The 15,991-nt window shown below is 64.6% G+C and carries 13 protein-coding genes; 6 read left to right on the forward strand and 7 right to left on the reverse strand.

All coding sequences use genetic code 11. The annotated features are described in order from the left end of the window. Positions 1-6 precede the first annotated feature (6 nt). The 5 genes from BLQ85_RS05030 to dusA all read right to left on the reverse strand — a co-directional run bounded on the left by BLQ85_RS05030 (position 7) and on the right by dusA (position 7,294). Positions 7-1,596 carry a SpoVR family protein gene (locus tag BLQ85_RS05030; RefSeq protein ID WP_074575267.1) on the reverse strand — a complete coding sequence of 530 codons (1,590 nt, stop codon included), beginning with the start codon at positions 1,594-1,596 and terminating at the stop codon, positions 7-9. After that, positions 1,593-2,867, reverse strand: a complete 1,275-nt coding sequence (locus tag BLQ85_RS05035; protein ID WP_074575268.1) for a YeaH/YhbH family protein — start codon at positions 2,865-2,867, stop codon at positions 1,593-1,595. Before BLQ85_RS05035 ends, BLQ85_RS05030 begins: the two co-directional genes overlap by 4 nt. 53 nt (positions 2,868-2,920) lie before the next feature. Further along, a complete protein-coding gene (locus BLQ85_RS05040; RefSeq protein WP_074575269.1) occupies positions 2,921-4,843 on the reverse strand; it encodes a PrkA family serine protein kinase in 1,923 nt (640 codons plus the stop codon). A 452-nt stretch (positions 4,844-5,295) separates the two neighbouring features. Continuing rightward, positions 5,296-6,243, reverse strand: a complete 948-nt coding sequence (locus BLQ85_RS05045; protein WP_074575270.1) for a DMT family transporter — start codon at positions 6,241-6,243, stop codon at positions 5,296-5,298. Next, a complete protein-coding gene (gene dusA / locus BLQ85_RS05050; RefSeq protein ID WP_074575271.1) occupies positions 6,236-7,294 on the reverse strand; it encodes a tRNA dihydrouridine(20/20a) synthase DusA in 1,059 nt (352 codons plus the stop codon). Before dusA ends, BLQ85_RS05045 begins: the two co-directional genes overlap by 8 nt. Before the next feature lie 187 nt (positions 7,295-7,481). Between dusA and BLQ85_RS05055 the strand changes: the two genes are divergently transcribed. From BLQ85_RS05055 to BLQ85_RS05075, 5 genes are all read left to right on the forward strand, one after another. After that, positions 7,482-9,293: a M14 family metallopeptidase gene (locus tag BLQ85_RS05055; RefSeq protein ID WP_074575825.1), complete on the forward strand. Its 1,812-nt coding sequence runs from the start codon at positions 7,482-7,484 to the stop codon at positions 9,291-9,293. 345 nt (positions 9,294-9,638) lie between these two features. After that, positions 9,639-10,034 carry a hypothetical protein gene (locus tag BLQ85_RS05060; protein ID WP_074575826.1) on the forward strand — a complete coding sequence of 132 codons (396 nt, stop codon included), beginning with the start codon at positions 9,639-9,641 and terminating at the stop codon, positions 10,032-10,034. A 76-nt stretch (positions 10,035-10,110) separates the two neighbouring features. After that, positions 10,111-10,620: a cupin domain-containing protein gene (locus BLQ85_RS05065; protein ID WP_083336751.1), complete on the forward strand. Its 510-nt coding sequence runs from the start codon at positions 10,111-10,113 to the stop codon at positions 10,618-10,620. 24 nt (positions 10,621-10,644) lie between these two features. After that, positions 10,645-11,364 (forward strand): glutathione binding-like protein, encoded by a 720-nt coding sequence (locus BLQ85_RS05070; protein WP_074575272.1) that lies wholly within the window; start codon positions 10,645-10,647, stop codon positions 11,362-11,364. A gap of 36 nt (positions 11,365-11,400) precedes the next feature. Continuing rightward, positions 11,401-12,021, forward strand: coding sequence for a 2-hydroxychromene-2-carboxylate isomerase (locus BLQ85_RS05075; RefSeq protein ID WP_074575273.1), 621 nt, complete (start codon positions 11,401-11,403; stop codon positions 12,019-12,021). 9 nt (positions 12,022-12,030) lie between these two features. Here BLQ85_RS05075 and BLQ85_RS05080 read toward each other — a convergent pair whose 3' ends face one another. Then, positions 12,031-13,365, reverse strand: a complete 1,335-nt coding sequence (locus BLQ85_RS05080) for an aminotransferase-like domain-containing protein (protein WP_074575274.1) — start codon at positions 13,363-13,365, stop codon at positions 12,031-12,033. 94 nt (positions 13,366-13,459) lie between these two features. Between BLQ85_RS05080 and BLQ85_RS05085 the strand changes: the two genes are divergently transcribed. Beyond that, a complete protein-coding gene (locus BLQ85_RS05085; RefSeq protein WP_074575827.1) occupies positions 13,460-14,077 on the forward strand; it encodes a DJ-1/PfpI family protein in 618 nt (205 codons plus the stop codon). Between the two features lie 4 nt (positions 14,078-14,081). Here the strand turns inward: BLQ85_RS05085 and ybaL are convergent, their stop codons facing one another. Next, positions 14,082-15,791, reverse strand: coding sequence for a cation:proton antiporter domain-containing protein (gene ybaL, locus BLQ85_RS05090; RefSeq protein WP_074575275.1), 1,710 nt, complete (start codon positions 15,789-15,791; stop codon positions 14,082-14,084). Between the last annotated feature and the right edge of the window lie 200 nt (positions 15,792-15,991).

The raw sequence follows: 15,991 nt of genomic DNA on the forward strand, positions 1-15,991 counted from the left end.
CTGGCGTCAGGCGTGCGGCTGCGCCTCCCAGTGCTGCACCACCTTGCCATGCTTGTCCACGCTTTCGAGCAGCACGCGGAAACCCCAGAGGCGCGCGACATGCTTGATCACTTCCTGGACGTCGTCGGTGAGTGTCCTGTCGTTGTGGCGGCTGTGGCGCAGCGTTAGCGAGCGGTTCCCACGCACGTCCACGTCCCAGACCTGGATATTGGGCTCGCGGTAATTCAAGTCATGCTGGCGCGACAGCGCCTCGCGCACATGCCGGTAACCATCGGCGTCATGGATGGCCGCCACCTCCAGCTCGGGCTGGCCGGCATCGTCCACCACGGAAAAAAGGCGGAACTCGCGTATCAAATGGGGCGACAGGTATTGCCCGATGAAACTCTCGTCGCGGAAATGCCGCATCGCGTAATTCAGCGTCTCCCGCCAGTCCGAACCCGCGACATCCGGCAGCCATAGCCGGTCTTCGTCGGTGGGGGACTCGCAAATGCGCTTGAGGTCGGTGAACATGGCAAAACCCAGCGCATAAGGGTTGATGCCGCTGTAGGCCGGGTGCGTCACCGGCGGCTGGTAAATCACATTGGTGTGGGAGCGCAGGCATTCGATCATGAAACCGTCGGTCAGCAAGCCCTCTTCGTACATGCTGTTGAGCAGCGTGTAATGCCAGAACGTGGCCCAGCCTTCGTTCATGATCTGGGTCTGGCGCTGCGGGTAAAAGTACTGGCCTATCTTGCGCACGATGCGGATCACCTCGCGTTGCCAGGGCTCCAGCAGGGGCGCGTTTTTTTCGATGAAGTACAGGATGTTTTCCTGCGGCTCCGGCGGGAAGCGGCGATTGGGTTTTTCGGCCGGCTTGTCGGCGGGCTTGGGCACCGTGCGCCAGAGGTCGTTGAGCTGCTGCTGCAAATAGGCCTCGCGGTCCTTGCGCCTGCTCTCTTCCTCCGCGAGCGACAGCTTCTGCGAGCGCTGGTAGCGGTCCACGCCATGGCTCATCAGCGCATGGCAGGAGTCCAGCAACTGCTCGACGGGCTCCCAGCCGTGGCGCTCCTCGCATTCGCTGATGTAGGCCCGCGCGTAGACCAGGTAATCGATGATGGCGGCGGCATCGGTCCACATCTGGAACAGGTAGTTGCCCTTGAAGAAGGAGTTGTGGCCGTAACAGGCATGGGCCATCACCAGCGCCTGCATGGGCATGGTGTTTTCTTCCATCAGGTAGGCGATGCAAGGGTTGGAATTGATCACGACTTCATAAGCCAGCCCCATCTGGCCGCGGCGGTAATTTTTTTCCGTCGAGATGAACTGCTTGCCGAAGGACCAGTGCCGGTAGTTGACCGGCATGCCCACCGACGCATAGGCGTCAATCATCTGCTCGGCGGTGATGACTTCGAGCTGCACCGGGTAAGTGTCCAGGCCGAAGGACTTCGCGGTCCGCGCGATCTCGCCGTGGTAGAGCTCGATCAACTCAAAGGACCAGTCGGACGGGCTGGGCAGGCAGGCGCGCCGGCGCCCTGTATCGGACAAACCGGATACACCGGACAAGCCCGAAAAACCGGGTACGGCCACTTCGGCAGGTTTTTTCGCGCTGGTCTTTGTCATGGCTTGACGCCTTTTTTGAACAGTTCCCTGAACACCGGAAAGATCTCGTCGGCGGCGCCGACTTTGCGCATCGCGAAGTTCCGGTGCTCCTCCTGCACCTGGGTGTACTCCTCCCAGAGGTTCTGGTCCTCTTCACCAACCTGGACGTAGGCAAAATACCGCGACACCGGCAGCAGCTTGCCAACCAGCAGCTCGCGGCAGCGGGCCGAATCCTGGTGCCAGTTGTCGCCGTCCGAGGCCTGGGCGCCATAAATGTTCCAGTCGCCGGGCGGGTAGCGCTCCTGGATGATCTGGTGCATCAAGGCCAGGGCGCTGGACACCACGGTGCCGCCAGTCTCGGTCGACTGGAAAAACTCTTCTTCGGACACCTCGGTCGCCTGGGTGTGGTGGCGGATGAAGATGACGTCGGTCCTCTCGTAATGCTTTTTGAGGAACAGGTACAGCAGGATGAAAAACCGCTTGGCAATGTCCTTGCGTGTTTCATCCATGGAACCCGAGACATCCATCAGGCAGAACATGACCGCCTTGGCGCTGGGCTGCGGCACCCTGACCCGGTTGCGGTAGCGCAGGTCGAAGGGATCAAAAAACGGGATGGTCTTGAGCCGCCGGCGAAGCGCCTCGATCTGTGTTTTCAGGGCCAAAATCTCGCCCGGCAAACCGGGCGCCCCGCGCTCAGCCAGCGCCAGTTGCGCTTCCATCTCATGTAATTGCCGCCGGGTTTCCCCGCCGATGGCGATACGGCGGCTCAGCGCAACCCGCAGCGAGCGCACGACGTGCAGGTTGGTCGGCGTTCCGTCGGAGATGAAACCGGCGCGGCGCGATTTCCATTCCGGCGCATCGGGCAGGAGCTGGGTGCGGATCAGGTCTGGCAGCGCGAGGTCGTCGAAGAAGTACTGCATGAACTCTTCGCGCGTGATACGAAAGACAAAATCGTCTTCGCCCACGCCGTCGGGGCTGGCCTCGCCGCCCGAGCCGCCGCCGCGGCCGCCCTGCGGCTTGGCAATGCGGTCACCGCGCACGTATTCGCGGTTGCCGGGATGCACGCTCTCGCGCGTGCCGCCGGTGTGCTCAAACACCGGCTGGTAAACGTCGCGCCGCGGCAGGGTGACGTCTTCGCCCTGTTCGATGTCATGGATGCTGCGGCCCGCGACGGCGCGGCGCACGGTATCGCGTATCTGCTCGCGAAAGCGGCGCAGGAAACGCTCGCGGTTGCCTATGGACTTGTTCTTTCCCGACAACCGCCTGTCAATGACTTGCTGGAGCACGGTGATCTCCGGTCACATACACATGACACATGGCGCGTCCGCCGCGGCGCGCCATGGACTCAGGAACTCTTGCGCACCCGCAGGTACCAGTCGCACAGCAGGCGGACCTGGCGCGTGGTGTAGCCCTTGGCGACCATGCGGTTGACGAAGTCCTCGTGCTTTTGCTGCTCGTCCGCGCTGGCCTTGGCATTGAAGGAAATCACCGGCAGCAGGTCCTCGGTGTTCGAGAACATTTTTTTCTCGATCACGGTCCGCAGCTTTTCATAGCTGGTCCACAAGGGGTTCTTGCCGGCATTGTTGGCGCGCGCGCGCAGCACAAAATTGACGATCTCGTTGCGGAAGTCTTTCGGGTTGCTGATGCCGGCCGGTTTCTCGATTTTTTCGAGCTCGGCATTGAGCGCCGAGCGGTCGAAGATCTCCCCGGTATCGGTGTCGCGGTATTCCTGGTCCTGGATCCAGAAGTCGGCGTAGGTCACGTAGCGGTCGAAAATATTCTGGCCGTACTCCGAATAGGACTCCAGGTAGGCCGTCTGGATTTCCTTGCCGATGAACTCGGCATAACGCATGGCCAGGATTTCCTTGATGTAAGCCAGGTACTTCTGCTCGGTCTCCGGCGGGAACTGCTCGCGCTCTATCTGCTGCTCCAGCACATACATCAGGTGCACCGGGTTGGCCGCAATCTCGGTGGAGTCGAAGTTGAACACCTTGGACAGAATCTTGAAGGCAAATCGCGTCGAGATGCCGTTCATGCCCTCGTCGACGCCCGCGTAGTCGCGGTATTCCTGGTAGCTCTTGGCTTTCGGGTCGGTGTCCTTGAGGTTTTCACCGTCGTACACCTGCAGCTTGCTGAAGATGCTGGAACTCTCGGGCTCCTTCAGGCGCGTCAGCACGGCAAACTGCGCCATCATCTTCAAAGTGCCGGGCGCGCAGATGGCCTCGCGCAGCGAGGAGTTGTGGATCAGTTTTTCATAGATCCGGATTTCCTCCGACACGCGCAGGCAGTAGGGAATCTTGACGATGTAGATCCGGTCCAGGAAAGCCTCGTTGTTCCGGTTGTTCTTGAAGGCCTTCCACTCGCTTTCGTTGGAGTGCGCCATCACGATGCCGTCGAAGGGAATCGCGCCGAAGCCTTCCGTGCCCTTGAAGTTGCCCTCCTGGGTGGCGGTCAGCAAGGGGTGCAGTACCTTGATGGGCGCCTTGAACATCTCGACAAACTCCAGCAAACCCTGGTTGGCCAGGCACAGGCCGCCGGAATAGCTGTAGGCGTCGGGATCGTCCTGGGCATAGGTTTCCAGTTTGCGGATGTCGATCTTGCCGACCAGCGAGGAAATGTCCTGGTTGTTCTCGTCGCCGGGCTCGGTCTTGGAAATGGCGCATTGCTTCAGGATGGAAGGAAAGCGCTTGACCACGCGAAAACGCCGGATGTCGCCGCCGTATTCCTCAAGGCGCTTGACCGCCCACGGCGACATCACCCGCTGCAGGTAGCGCGGCGCGATGCCGTACTGCGCTTCGAGCAAGGGAGCATCCTCGGTGTTGTTGAACAGGCTGAGAGGCGACTCATTGACCGGCGAGCCTTTGAGCGCATAAAAAGGCACTTGCTCCATCAGCTGTTTGAGCCGCTCGGCGATCGACGACTTGCCGCCGCCCACGGGGCCCAGCAGGTACAGGATTTGTTTTTTCTCCTCCAGGCCCTGCGCGGCGTGGCGGAAGTAGGAAACCACCTGCTCGATGGGATCCTCCAGGCCGTAGAAGTCCTTGAATGCCGGGTAGATCTTGATGACCTTGTTGCCGAACACGCGCGACAGGCGCTGCTCGTGCCGGGTGTCCAGCAGCTCAGGCTCGCCGATGGCGGCGAGCATGCGCTCGGCCGCGGTGGCATAGACCAGAGGATCGCGCTTGCAGGCATCGAGGTAGTCCTCGATGGACAGTTCCTCTTCTCGCGTCTGCTCATAACGCGTCAGAAAATTACGGACGACATCCATAAATCCTCCTTTGCGCGCGGGTACCGAAGAACCCCGACTCGAGATGGAAACCTGCTCCAGATTCCGCGCTATGCATCGAACTTTTGTCTCACACCAGGTGACTGATAGATCGCAACTTCAATGGAAAGTTCCAACGAACTATCGACTCCATTATTTTCCAAATGCGCGAATAGGTACAGCGTATTTTTTAACGAATGCGAATGATGTGTGTGCTTCTGTGCACATGCCGGCAACGGTGTGTGCCTGTCATGCCGGCCCTTGAGCTTGCTATATTTTCAGTAGCTGATCGTGCAGGCGATCAGGCAGCTCCGGGAGATCTTCTTGAAGAGTGCGATCGCTGGATGTGATCCATTTCAAGGCCCGGGCGCATTCAAAAGACAAAACTCATGCACACGCGTTGCACAGACAAACAGCAGGACGCAAGCCGAAGTCGCCAACGCGTGTCAGGAATTTCAAGTTCCTTCTGTCAGTATGGGCCTTGAATGTTTTTTCGTCAGCCCCTTGCCGGCGCCCGTTACAAAAAATACGCCGGGCAAGATCAATGCGGCACCCACCGCGTGGTGCCAGCCCAACGGTTCGCCCAATACACCCCAGGCGGCCAGCCCCGCATACAAAGGCCCGAGATAAAGCGACACCGCCACGCGGCTGGCCCCCAGGATTTTTTGCGCCCAACCGTAAATCCAGTAAGCGCCCAGCCCCGGCACAATCGCGGCCACCACGATCAGCCACAGGCCGTAGCCGCTCAGCGGCAAGGCCTCGGCTCGTGACATTTCCCACATCGTCAAGGGAAACAGCACCAAAGTGCCGCCTATGCAGATGGCGGCCAGGCGGGCCGTGGCGCCCAGCGGGCTGGGCCACTGCTTTTGCAGCAAGGCATAAGCCGCCCAGGACACCGTGGCGGCCACGATCCACAGGTCTCCGGCCGAGAACTGCACGCCGGCCAGCGCGGTCCACTGGCCTTTGACCACCACATGCACCACCCCGGCAATGGCCAGCACCACGCCCAGGCCCTGGCGCAGGCTCAGGCGCTCGCCCAGCCAGACCACCGCGCCCAGGCCTATCAGCACCGGCGAGGCCGAATAAATCAGCGCGATGTTCATCGCGCCCGTGGAGCGCGCCCCCTGGTAAACCCAGGCGCCGCAGATCACCATGCCCAGGGTGCCCAAGACCACATACTGCCACCACACCTTGGCGATGTGCTCCCGCTGGCGCCACAACTCGGACCGGGTCAGCAACAGCAGCAACAAGGCCGCCAGGCCCCAGCGGCCGAAAGCCAGCAGATAAGGGCCTATCACGCCCGGTGCCTTGCGCGCCACGATGTAGTTGACTGTCCAGAGCGCCGGCACCAACCAGAGCAGGGCCAGCGCCCGGCGCGCCTGTTTTTGCGCGGAATCAGGCATGGGCCATGGCGGTGGCATCGGCGGGCGCCGATGGCGATGAAGCCGGCATTTCATGCGCCAAGGTCATCACGGCATGCGGCGGCATATCGCGCAGGCGATGGTCGCTCCAGACCTGGCGCCAACGCCGCGCGCCGGGCAGGCCGTTGCGCAGGCCCAGCATGTGGCGCGCGATGGCGCTCTTGGGCGTGCCGTGCTCGGCGGCCTCGCGCACCATGTAGTCGCACATCTGCGACTCCACAGCCTCGCGGCTCAGCGGGGATTCGGCGGCGCCGAAGAAAGCGCTGTCCCAGGACGCCAGCCACCAGGGGTTGTGGTAGGCCTCGCGGCCTATCATCACGCCGTCAAGCGCGGCCAGGTGCCCGGCCACCTCTTCCTGCGTGTTGATGCCGCCGTTGATGCAAATCCCCAGGTGCGGAAATTCCCGTTTGAGGCGGTGCACGAGTTCATAGCGCAGCGGCGGGACCTCGCGGTTTTCCTTGGGCGAGAGGCCTTTGAGCCAGGCATTGCGGGCGTGCACGATAAAGACCTTGCAGCCGGCCTCGCTGACCGTGCCCACAAAGTCGCGCACAAATTCATAGCTCTCGCCCTTGTCGATGCCGATGCGGTGCTTTACCGTGACCGGCACAGCTACCACGTCGACCATGGCTTTCACGCAATCGGCCACCAGCTGCGGCTCGGCCATCAGGCAGGCGCCGAAGGCGCCGCGCTGCACGCGCTCGCTGGGGCAGCCGCAGTTAAGGTTGATTTCGTCATAACCCCATTGCTCGCCCATCCTGGCGCACTGCGCCAGGTCGGCCGGCTCGCTGCCGCCCAGCTGCAGGGCCACGGGATGCTCTTCGGCATTGAAGCGCAGGTGGCGCTCCACGTCGCCGTGGATCAGCGCACCCGTGGTCACCATCTCGGTGTAAAGCAGGGCATGGCGCGACAGCAGCCGGTGAAAGTGGCGGCAATGCCTGTCAGTCCAGTCCATCATGGGGGCCACGCTCAGGCGCCAGGGATGGCCGGCAACCGGAGGGTGCGAGAAAGAAGTGGTGGAAACCGCAAGAGGCATGGCCGCATTTTCCCAGAAAGGCCTCTACCCGCGGCGCCAAGGGTTTTGCGCCGGCGCCGGCACGGCCGTTACATGTACGGACACCCGCCATTTTTCGTCAAACCGCCATGCGGCCGGGGCGGCAAGCCGGGTAATATGAGCGCTCCATTCTTTGTAGCACCAGGCCATGCTTGAGACGCAAAAATCCATGACGACCACCATGCCGCGAACCCGGGCCACGCAACGCCCCACCCCCTACGTTCAGCGCCTGCGCCCGCTGGCTTTGCTCGCGCCGCTGGCCCTGCTGGCTGCCTGCACCTCCGTTCCGCTGCCGCCATGGACACCGCCTTCGGCACAGCCTGCCACTGTCGCTCCGGCACCCGCCGCGCCGCGCCCTGCCCCGCCGGCCGCCGTGCAGGTAGCGCCCGTACCGGCCGCGCCGCCCTCCTCGCCCGCCGCCCAGGCTGAGGCGCCCGCTCCTTACAGCGCCGCCGTTGCCGCCCGCTTCCCGGCGCCTTCGGTGAGCTACAACACACCCGGCCTGCAAGCAGGCCGTAGCAGCTTCACCACCCAGGCCGAAATCCAGGCCTGGCTGCGGGAACAGGCGGCGGCCGCCACACGCACGCCGGGCTTGCGAGCCAGCGTGCTGCCGATAGGCCGCTCGCAGCGCGGCGAAACGCTGGAGGCGCTGGTGCTGACGCGTGCCGGCGGTACGGACCCGGCTGTCATGCAGGCCGCCGGCAAACCCACGGTGCTGCTGGTCGGCCAGCAGCACGGCGACGAGCCGGCCGGCAGCGAGGCGCTGTTGGTGATCGCGCGCGAACTCGCGCAGGGCCTGCTGCAGCCGGCGCTCGAGCGCATCAACGTGGTCATCGTTCCGCGCGGCAATCCCGACGGCGCCGCCATCGACCAGCGCGCCACCAGTGGCGGCCTGGACATGAACCGCGACCACCTGCTGCTGAACACACCCGAAGCCCAGGCACTGGCCCGGCTGGCCCGCGACTACAACCCGACCGTGGTGGTCGATGCCCATGAATACACGGTGGTGGGCCGCTACCTGCAGAAATTCGGCGCGGTGCAGAAGTTCGACGCGCTGTTCCAGTACGCCACCACCGCCAACCTGCCCGAGTTTTTGACCAAGGCCGCCGAAGAGTGGTACCGCCGCCCGCTGCTGGCCGCGCTCAAGGGCCAGAACCTCAGCAGCGAGTGGTACTACACCACCTCCAGCGACCTGGCCGACAAAAAAATCTCCATGGGGGGCACCCAGCCCGACACCGGCCGTAACGTGAGCGGGCTGAAAAACGCCATCAGCCTGCTGATCGAGACGCGCGGCGTCGGCATAGGCCGGCTGCATATCCAGCGGCGCGTGCACACCCAGGTCACGGCCATCACCAGCGTGCTGGCCAGCACCGCCCAGCGCGCGGGCGAGTTGCAGCAGCTGCGCCCCTACCTCGACAAGGAAGTTAGCACCCAGGCCTGCAAGGAGCAGGCCATCGTCGAAGCCGCCCCCACCGCCGCCCAGTACGAACTGCTGATGCTGGACCCGGTCACCGGCGCCGACAAGGCCGTCAGCGTGGACTGGGATTCCGCGCTGGCGTTGCGCACCCTGAAGGCCCGGGCCCGCCCCTGCGGCTACTGGCTGTCGGCCGCGTCCACCGTGGCCGTCGACAGGCTGCGCCTGCACGGCGTGCAGGTCATGCGCGTTGCCGAGCAGGGATCCATGCTGGGCGACAGCTACCGCGAAACGGCCAGCACCTCGGGCGAACGCCAGGATGTGCGCGGGGCCATCGCCGACGGCAATGCCATCATCAAGGTGCAGGTCAGCCTGGCGCGCGGTGTGGTCGACGTGCCGCGCGGCAGCTACTATGTGCCGCTCAACCAGCCCATGGCCAACCTCGTGATGGCGGCGCTGGAGCCCGACACCCAGAGCAGCTTTTTTGCCAACCAGATCCTGCAGGGGCTGCAAAGCACGGTGCGGGTAATGGCAGACCCCACCATCAAGCTTGAAGAACTGAACTAGCTCCTACGGCCACATGACTGCATGTAGCTTGCAGCTCATTGCACTACTGAAACTCTTCATGCAAGCATGAGCCGTGGAACCGGCTTTGCCGGGCCACAGGCGGGCGGCCCCCGAGGGGCTGGAGCCCGCGGCTCCAAGCCTGCTTGCGCAGGCTTGGACGGGCGACAGAGGCGAAGCGTCTCGCGAGCCGCGGCCTGCAAGGCCTCGGGAGCTACACGCAGTGAGCGACCGTGGGGGCCTTGACGTTCATGTCTTACAGGAAGAGGATGTAAGCGCTGACCGGAAATACCCAGTTTCCGCGCCTTAATGATTCGTTGTTGCAACGCAAGCATGAAAGGATTCGCCATGAAGCACTTTGAGCTGACCAAAAAAATGCTCAGTATGGGCGGTGTGTTTTACCCCACCGGATACGCCTTCATCATGTTCCCGGACGCCGAAGACGCCAAACAAGTGGCGCATGAGCTGGAAGTGGGCAGCGACGGCGTCATGCTGCTGACGCCGGAAGACATCATCGCCGACCTCGGCCGCGCCGATGGCCATTCGGACGTGCACCTGCCGCGCGTCGGCACGGAGGGCGCCACCGTCCACAAATACGTGGACCTGGCCCGCGAGGGCCACCATGCGCTGATGATTCCCGTGCCCAACAAGGATGCCACGGAACGCATCATGGAGGTGGTGCGCAAAGTGCCTTTCTCTTACGCGCAGAAGTACCACAGCCTGGCCATTGAAGACCTCGAATAGAGAGGCTGCCCCGCAAGATGCGGGGGCAATCCTTGCCGGTTGAAAGCCCTGGCGGGTTTGAGGCACACTGCGCCTCATGCCATCGACACCGACACCCCGCACCCGGCAACTGATTGAACAGCTGCAACTGCAGCCCCACCCGGAAGGCGGCTGGTACCGCGAGGTGTTCCGCTCCGCGGGCGAGGTGGCGCCGCAGGACGGCAGGCCCGCGCGCAGCGCCCTGACCTCGATTTATTTCCTGCTCGAAACCGCGCAGCACTCGCGCTGGCACCGCGTGCTGTCCGACGAGGCCTGGGTGCACCTGGAAGGCGCGCCGCTGGACCTCTGGACCTGGGACGCGGCGGACAGCCGCCTGCACAGCGTGGTCCTGGGCCCCGTGAGCACCGCCACCCTGCCCCAACATGTCGTGGCGGCCGGCTTGTGGCAAGCCGCCAGGCCCCGAGCCGCTGATGCCGCGGGCTACACACTGGTGGCCTGCATGGTCGGGCCGGGCTTTGATTTTTCGGACTTCAGCATGATGACGCCGGGCGGCAGCGAAGCGCGGCGTCTCGCCGCCGACCACCCGCAGCTGGCCTACCTGATCTGACGCACTTCTTTTTTGAGGATTCCCATGATTGACCTGCATTACTGGCCCACGCCCAACGGCTGGAAGATCTCCATCATGCTGGAGGAATGCGGCCTGCCCTACCGCCTGCACCCGGTCAACATCGGCAAGGGCGAGCAGTTCGCGCCGGACTTCCTGGCCATCAGCCCCAACAACCGCATGCCGGCCATCGTCGACCACGCACCCGCCGGCGGCGGCGCACCCGTGGCGATATTTGAAAGCGGTGCCATCCTGCTTTACCTGGCCGAAAAAAGCGGCCGCTTCCTGCCCTCAGGCCTGCGCGAGCGCTACCAGGCCCTGCAATGGCTGATGTGGCAGATGGGCGGCCTGGGCCCCATGGCCGGGCAAAACGGCCACTTTCTTTTGTACGCGCCCGAAAAGATTCCTTACGCCATAGACCGCTACGGCAAGGAGGTGGACCGCCTTTACGGTGTGCTCGATGCGCAGCTGGCGCGCACGGGCGCGTTTGTGGCCGGCGCCGATTACTCCATTGCCGACATGGCCATCTTCCCCTGGGTGCGCACCCACAAGGCGCAGCAGGTGGACCTGCAAAAATTTCCGCATGTGCAGCGCTGGTACGACGCCCTGTTCGAGAGGCTGGCCATCAAACGCGGGCTGGACCTGGGCAAGGAACTGCGCGCGCCGGCCCTGACCGAAGAGGCGCGCAAGGCCCTGTTCGGCCAGACCGCGCAAAGCGTGCGCGAAGGCGCGCACAAGATGTCCTGACCTTCCCAACAAAGAAACAGCCCCAAGAGACACACCATGATTGAATTTTTCTTCGACTGCTCCAGCCCCTGGACCTACATCGCCTTTCGCAACATCCAGCCGCTGGCGGCCGAACTCCAGGAGGGCATCAACTGGAAGCCCGTGCTGGTCGGCGGCATCTTCAACAGCGTCAACAAAGGCATTTACGCAGCGCGCGAAGACATGGACACGCCCAAGAACCGCTACATGCTCAAGGATGTGCGCGACAACGCGCGCGAAGCCGGCCTGAAGATCGCCTTTCCGCCCAGGATATTCCCGGTCAACAGCGTCAAGGCCATGCGCGGCTGCCTGTGGATCGCGCAGGATGCCGCGGCGCAGCCTCACTACCTGGCGTTCATCGAAGCCACCTTCGCGGCCTATTTCACGCGCGAGGAAGACATCTCGCAGGACGAGGTGCTGGCCGCGATTTGCCGGCAGGTGGGCATTGATGCCGAAGCGTTTCTCGCGGGCATCGCCAGACCCGACATCAAGGAGCAACTCAAGGCCAACACCGACGAAGCCATACGCCGGGGCGCCTTCGGCTCGCCCACCTTTTTTGTGGGCGAGGACATGTACTTCGGCAACGACAGGCTGCCACTGGTGCGCTCGGCCGTGCTGCGGGCCAGGGCGAAGAACTAGGCCGCGCGCTCACCAGGCCTGCGCATCTACAGCGCGCCTGACTTTTTGCAGCGCCTCGCGCAGCGTTTCCAGCGCTACCGAGCCCAGGGCCAGTCGGATGGCATGCGGCACCTGGGCGGTGGTCGCAAAGGCTTCGGCCGTGGACACCGAAATCCCCTCGCGCATGAGCGCCGCGGCAAGCTTGTCGGCCCGCTGCTCCTCCACCATCGGCAGCCAGACAAAATAAGACGCCGGATGGCGCACACAGCGCAGCCCCGCGAAGACCTCGGCGGCAATCCTCTGGCGGGCTTCAGCATCGCCGCGTTTTTCCGATTCGAGGCGGGCGACCGTGCCGTCTTCCAGCCAGCCGCAGGCCAGCGCCGTCATCACGCCGGGTGTGTTCCAGGTGCTGGCCCTGATCGCGCGCTCCAGCCCGGGGACATCGTCAGCGGGCGCGGCAACAAAGCCGACGCGCAAACCGGTCGCCACACTCTTGGAAAGCCCTGACACATAAACCGTAATTTCGGGGGCCAGCGCCGCCAGCGGGGCTGGCGGGTCCTGGGCGAGAAAAGCATAGGCCGCATCCTCGATGATGAGCAGGCCATGGCGCCGGGCAATGGCCACCAGCTGGCGCCGGCGGCTCGCGCCCATGACCCAGCCCAGGGGGTTGTGCAGCGTCGGCATCGCATAGACGGCGCGCACACGCCGGCGCCGGCACAGGCGTTCCAGCGCATCCAGGTCGGGGCCGTTGCCGGCCGCCGGAATCGGCGCGAGTTCCAGGCGATGCGCCTGGGCCAGCACCTTGAAGCCCGGATAGCTCAGCGCGTCGGCCGCGACCACATCGCCCGGCTGCAGCAGCGCCATGGCGGTGATGGCCAGGCCCTGCTGGGCGCCGTTCACAATCATCACCTGGTCCGCGCCAACGCTCAAGCCCCGGGATGCGAGGTGGCGCGCCATGGCCGCTCGCTCATGCGGGCGCCCTCCGTGCGGCTGGTAGCGCAGCTGGGCCTCCAGGTCGCCGGAGGCGGCAAGCTGGCGCAAGCCTTCCCGCAACAACTCGGCCTGGCCCGGCAGCGAGGGGTAGTTGAAGTTCAGGTCCACCATGCCCGAAGCCACGACGTGCTGGTCTATGCCCAGTTCGCGCGCAAGCGTGCTCTCCCTGACAAAGGTGCCGCGGCCGGTTTCGCCGCTGACCAGGCCCATGGCCCCGAGCTCCGCATAAACGCGCGTCGCCGTCACCAGCGCCAGGCCATGCTGTTCGGCGAGCCGGCGGTGGGTGGGCAGGCGCGTGCCCGGCGGCAATCGCCCCGCGCGAATGTCCGCCGCGAGCGTATCAACCAGTTGTTTGTAGCGGGCCTGGGCCATAGGGCGATGTATCCATGACAATCATTTGATTGTATTGCGTTGCATGTCTACGATGGCCCCACCTGAATCCATACACCACGGAGAAACCGCCACCATGCACATCGCCATCCTCACCTTTGAAGGTTTTAATGAACTCGACTCGCTGATCGCGCTCGGCATCCTCAACCGCGTCAGGAAGCCGGGCTGGCGCGTGTCGATCGCCAGCCCCACCGCGCGCGTGAAGTCCATGAACGGCGTGGTGCTCGAGGCGCAGGCATCGCTGGCCGAGGCCAGCGCCGCCGACGCGGTCATCGTCGGCAGCGGCATGCGCACGCGCGAGGTGGTGGCCGATGCGGCCTTGATGGCGCAATTGCGGCTGGACCCTGCGCGGCAACTGCTGGGCGCGCAGTGTTCGGGCACGCTGGTGCTGGCAAAACTCGGGCTGGTTGCCGGTGTACCAGCCTGCACCGACCTGACGACCAAACCCTGGGTCGAGGAAGCCGGCGTCACCGTGCTGAACCAGCCTTTTGTGGCCAGGGGCAATGTGGCGACGGCGGGCGGCTGCCTGGCCTCGCAATACCTGGCCGCCTGGGTCATTGCCCGCCTGGTGGGCCTGGCGGAGGCGCACGGTGCGATGCATTACGTCGCACCCGTGGGAGAAAAAGAAGACTACGTCGCGCGCGCGATGCGCAACATCAGGCCTTTCATCGACACGCCGCTCGCCACGGCCTGAAGCACTAGTGGCTTGCGCCCGGCGCCGCGGCCGCGCCGGAGCGCTCCAGCACATGGCGGGTCATGGACTGGGCAAGTTCCTGCTCGCCGAGGAAGACCTTGCCGGCCTTCTCGCTGTCAAGCAATCGTGCTTCGGCCTCGTTGTGGGTGCGCACCACGATTTCAATGGCGGGGTTGAGCGCGCGCGCCGTCGCCACCATCTGCCGCACGTCCAGCGTGTCGGGCGTGGCGATGACCAGCATGCGCGCCTGCGCGATGTGGGCCTGCACCATCACTTCGGCCTCCACGGCATCACCTGACACGGCAGCCGTTCCCTCGGCCCGCAGCCGCTCCACCGCCTCGCGGTTCTGCTCTGCCACCACAAAGGGGACGTGGTGCGCCTTGAGCGCCTCGGCAATGCGCCGCCCCACCCGCCCGTAGCCCACCAGCACCACGTGGTTGGACAGATATTTTTCGTCGGTGCTGGCTGGCAGTTCGGCGGTCGGGTCGTCGCGCGCCTCGAGCTTGCGCGCCAGCGGCGACTTCGCCAGTATCCATTGCTGCAGGGGCTGCACCGCCTTGAACACCAGCTGGTTGAGCGCGATGGAAATCAGGGCGCCGGCCAGCACCAGGCTTTGCCCCTCGGGCGGCAGCAGGCCCAGCGAGGCGCCCAGGCCGACCAGGATGAAGGAGAACTCGCCGATCTGCGCCAGGCTGGCCGAGACCGTGAGCGCCGTGTTGAGCGGGTAGCGGAAAGCCAGCACCAGCACGCCGGCCGCGAGCGTCTTGCCGACGATGATGATGGCCACTACGGCCAACACCTGCAGCGGCCGCTCCAGCAACACCCAGGGGTCGAACAGCATGCCCACCGACACAAAAAACAGTACGGCGAAAGCGTCGCGCAGGGGCAGCGACTCCTCGGCGGCCCGGTGGCTGAACTCGGACTCGCGCATCACCATGCCGGCGAAGAAGGCGCCCAGCGCGAAGGACACGCCGAACAGCGCCGTGGCGCCGAAGGCGATGCTCACGGCGGCCGCCACCACGCACAGCGTGAACAACTCGCGCGAGCCGGTGCGCTGCACCTGCCACAGCACCCACGGAAAAAAGCGCCGCCCCACCACCAGCATCAGGGCCACAAAGCCGCCCACCTGCAGCAAGGTGATGCCCAGCGTTTTCCACAGCGCGTTGACGTCGGCATCGACCTTGCCCGACAGCCAGCCGCCCAGCGGCGGCAGCAGCACCAGCACAAGCACCATGGCCAGGTCTTCGACGACCAGCCAGCCCACGGCGATGCGCCCGTTGACCGAATCGAGGATGCCGCGGCTTTCCAGCGCGCGCAGCAGCACCACGGTGCTGGCCACGGAAAGCGAGAGGCCGAACACCAGCGCGCCGCCCAGGTTCCAGCCCCACCAGTGCGCGAGACCCATGCCCAGGGCGGTGGCCACCGTCATCTGCACGACAGCGCCGGGCACGGCGATCTTGCGCACCGCCAGCAGGTCGTCGAGCGAAAAATGCAGGCCCACGCCGAACATCAGCAGCATCACGCCGATTTCAGCAAGCTGGCTGGCGATCTCCGCGTCGGCCACAAAGCCCGGCGTGAAGGGCCCGATGATCACGCCCGCCAGCAGGTAACCCACCAGCGCGGGCAAACGCAGCCGCACCGCGAGAAAACCAAAAACAAGCGCCAGGCCCAAGCCGGCGGCGATGGTGCTGATCAGGGAGACGCTGTGGGGCATGCGGGAGGGATTCCTTTTGGAGAGTGGTTAAGAACCTGTTCACGGCCTAAACGGGGCCGCGTTGGGGTGCAATCGGGATGAGTGGGCCGACCGGGACCGCCGCATGGGCTCATGCCCATGCAAGGGCCTGGGTGGCTCAATCGCCCGATTTCACCCCAACCCGGAGGGCAAGTGCCTTCTCGGGCGGTCTGCGGCGTTGC

Source organism: Polaromonas sp. JS666, from assembly GCF_900103405.1.
In the GTDB taxonomy this organism is placed as follows: domain Bacteria; phylum Pseudomonadota; class Gammaproteobacteria; order Burkholderiales; family Burkholderiaceae_C; genus Polaromonas.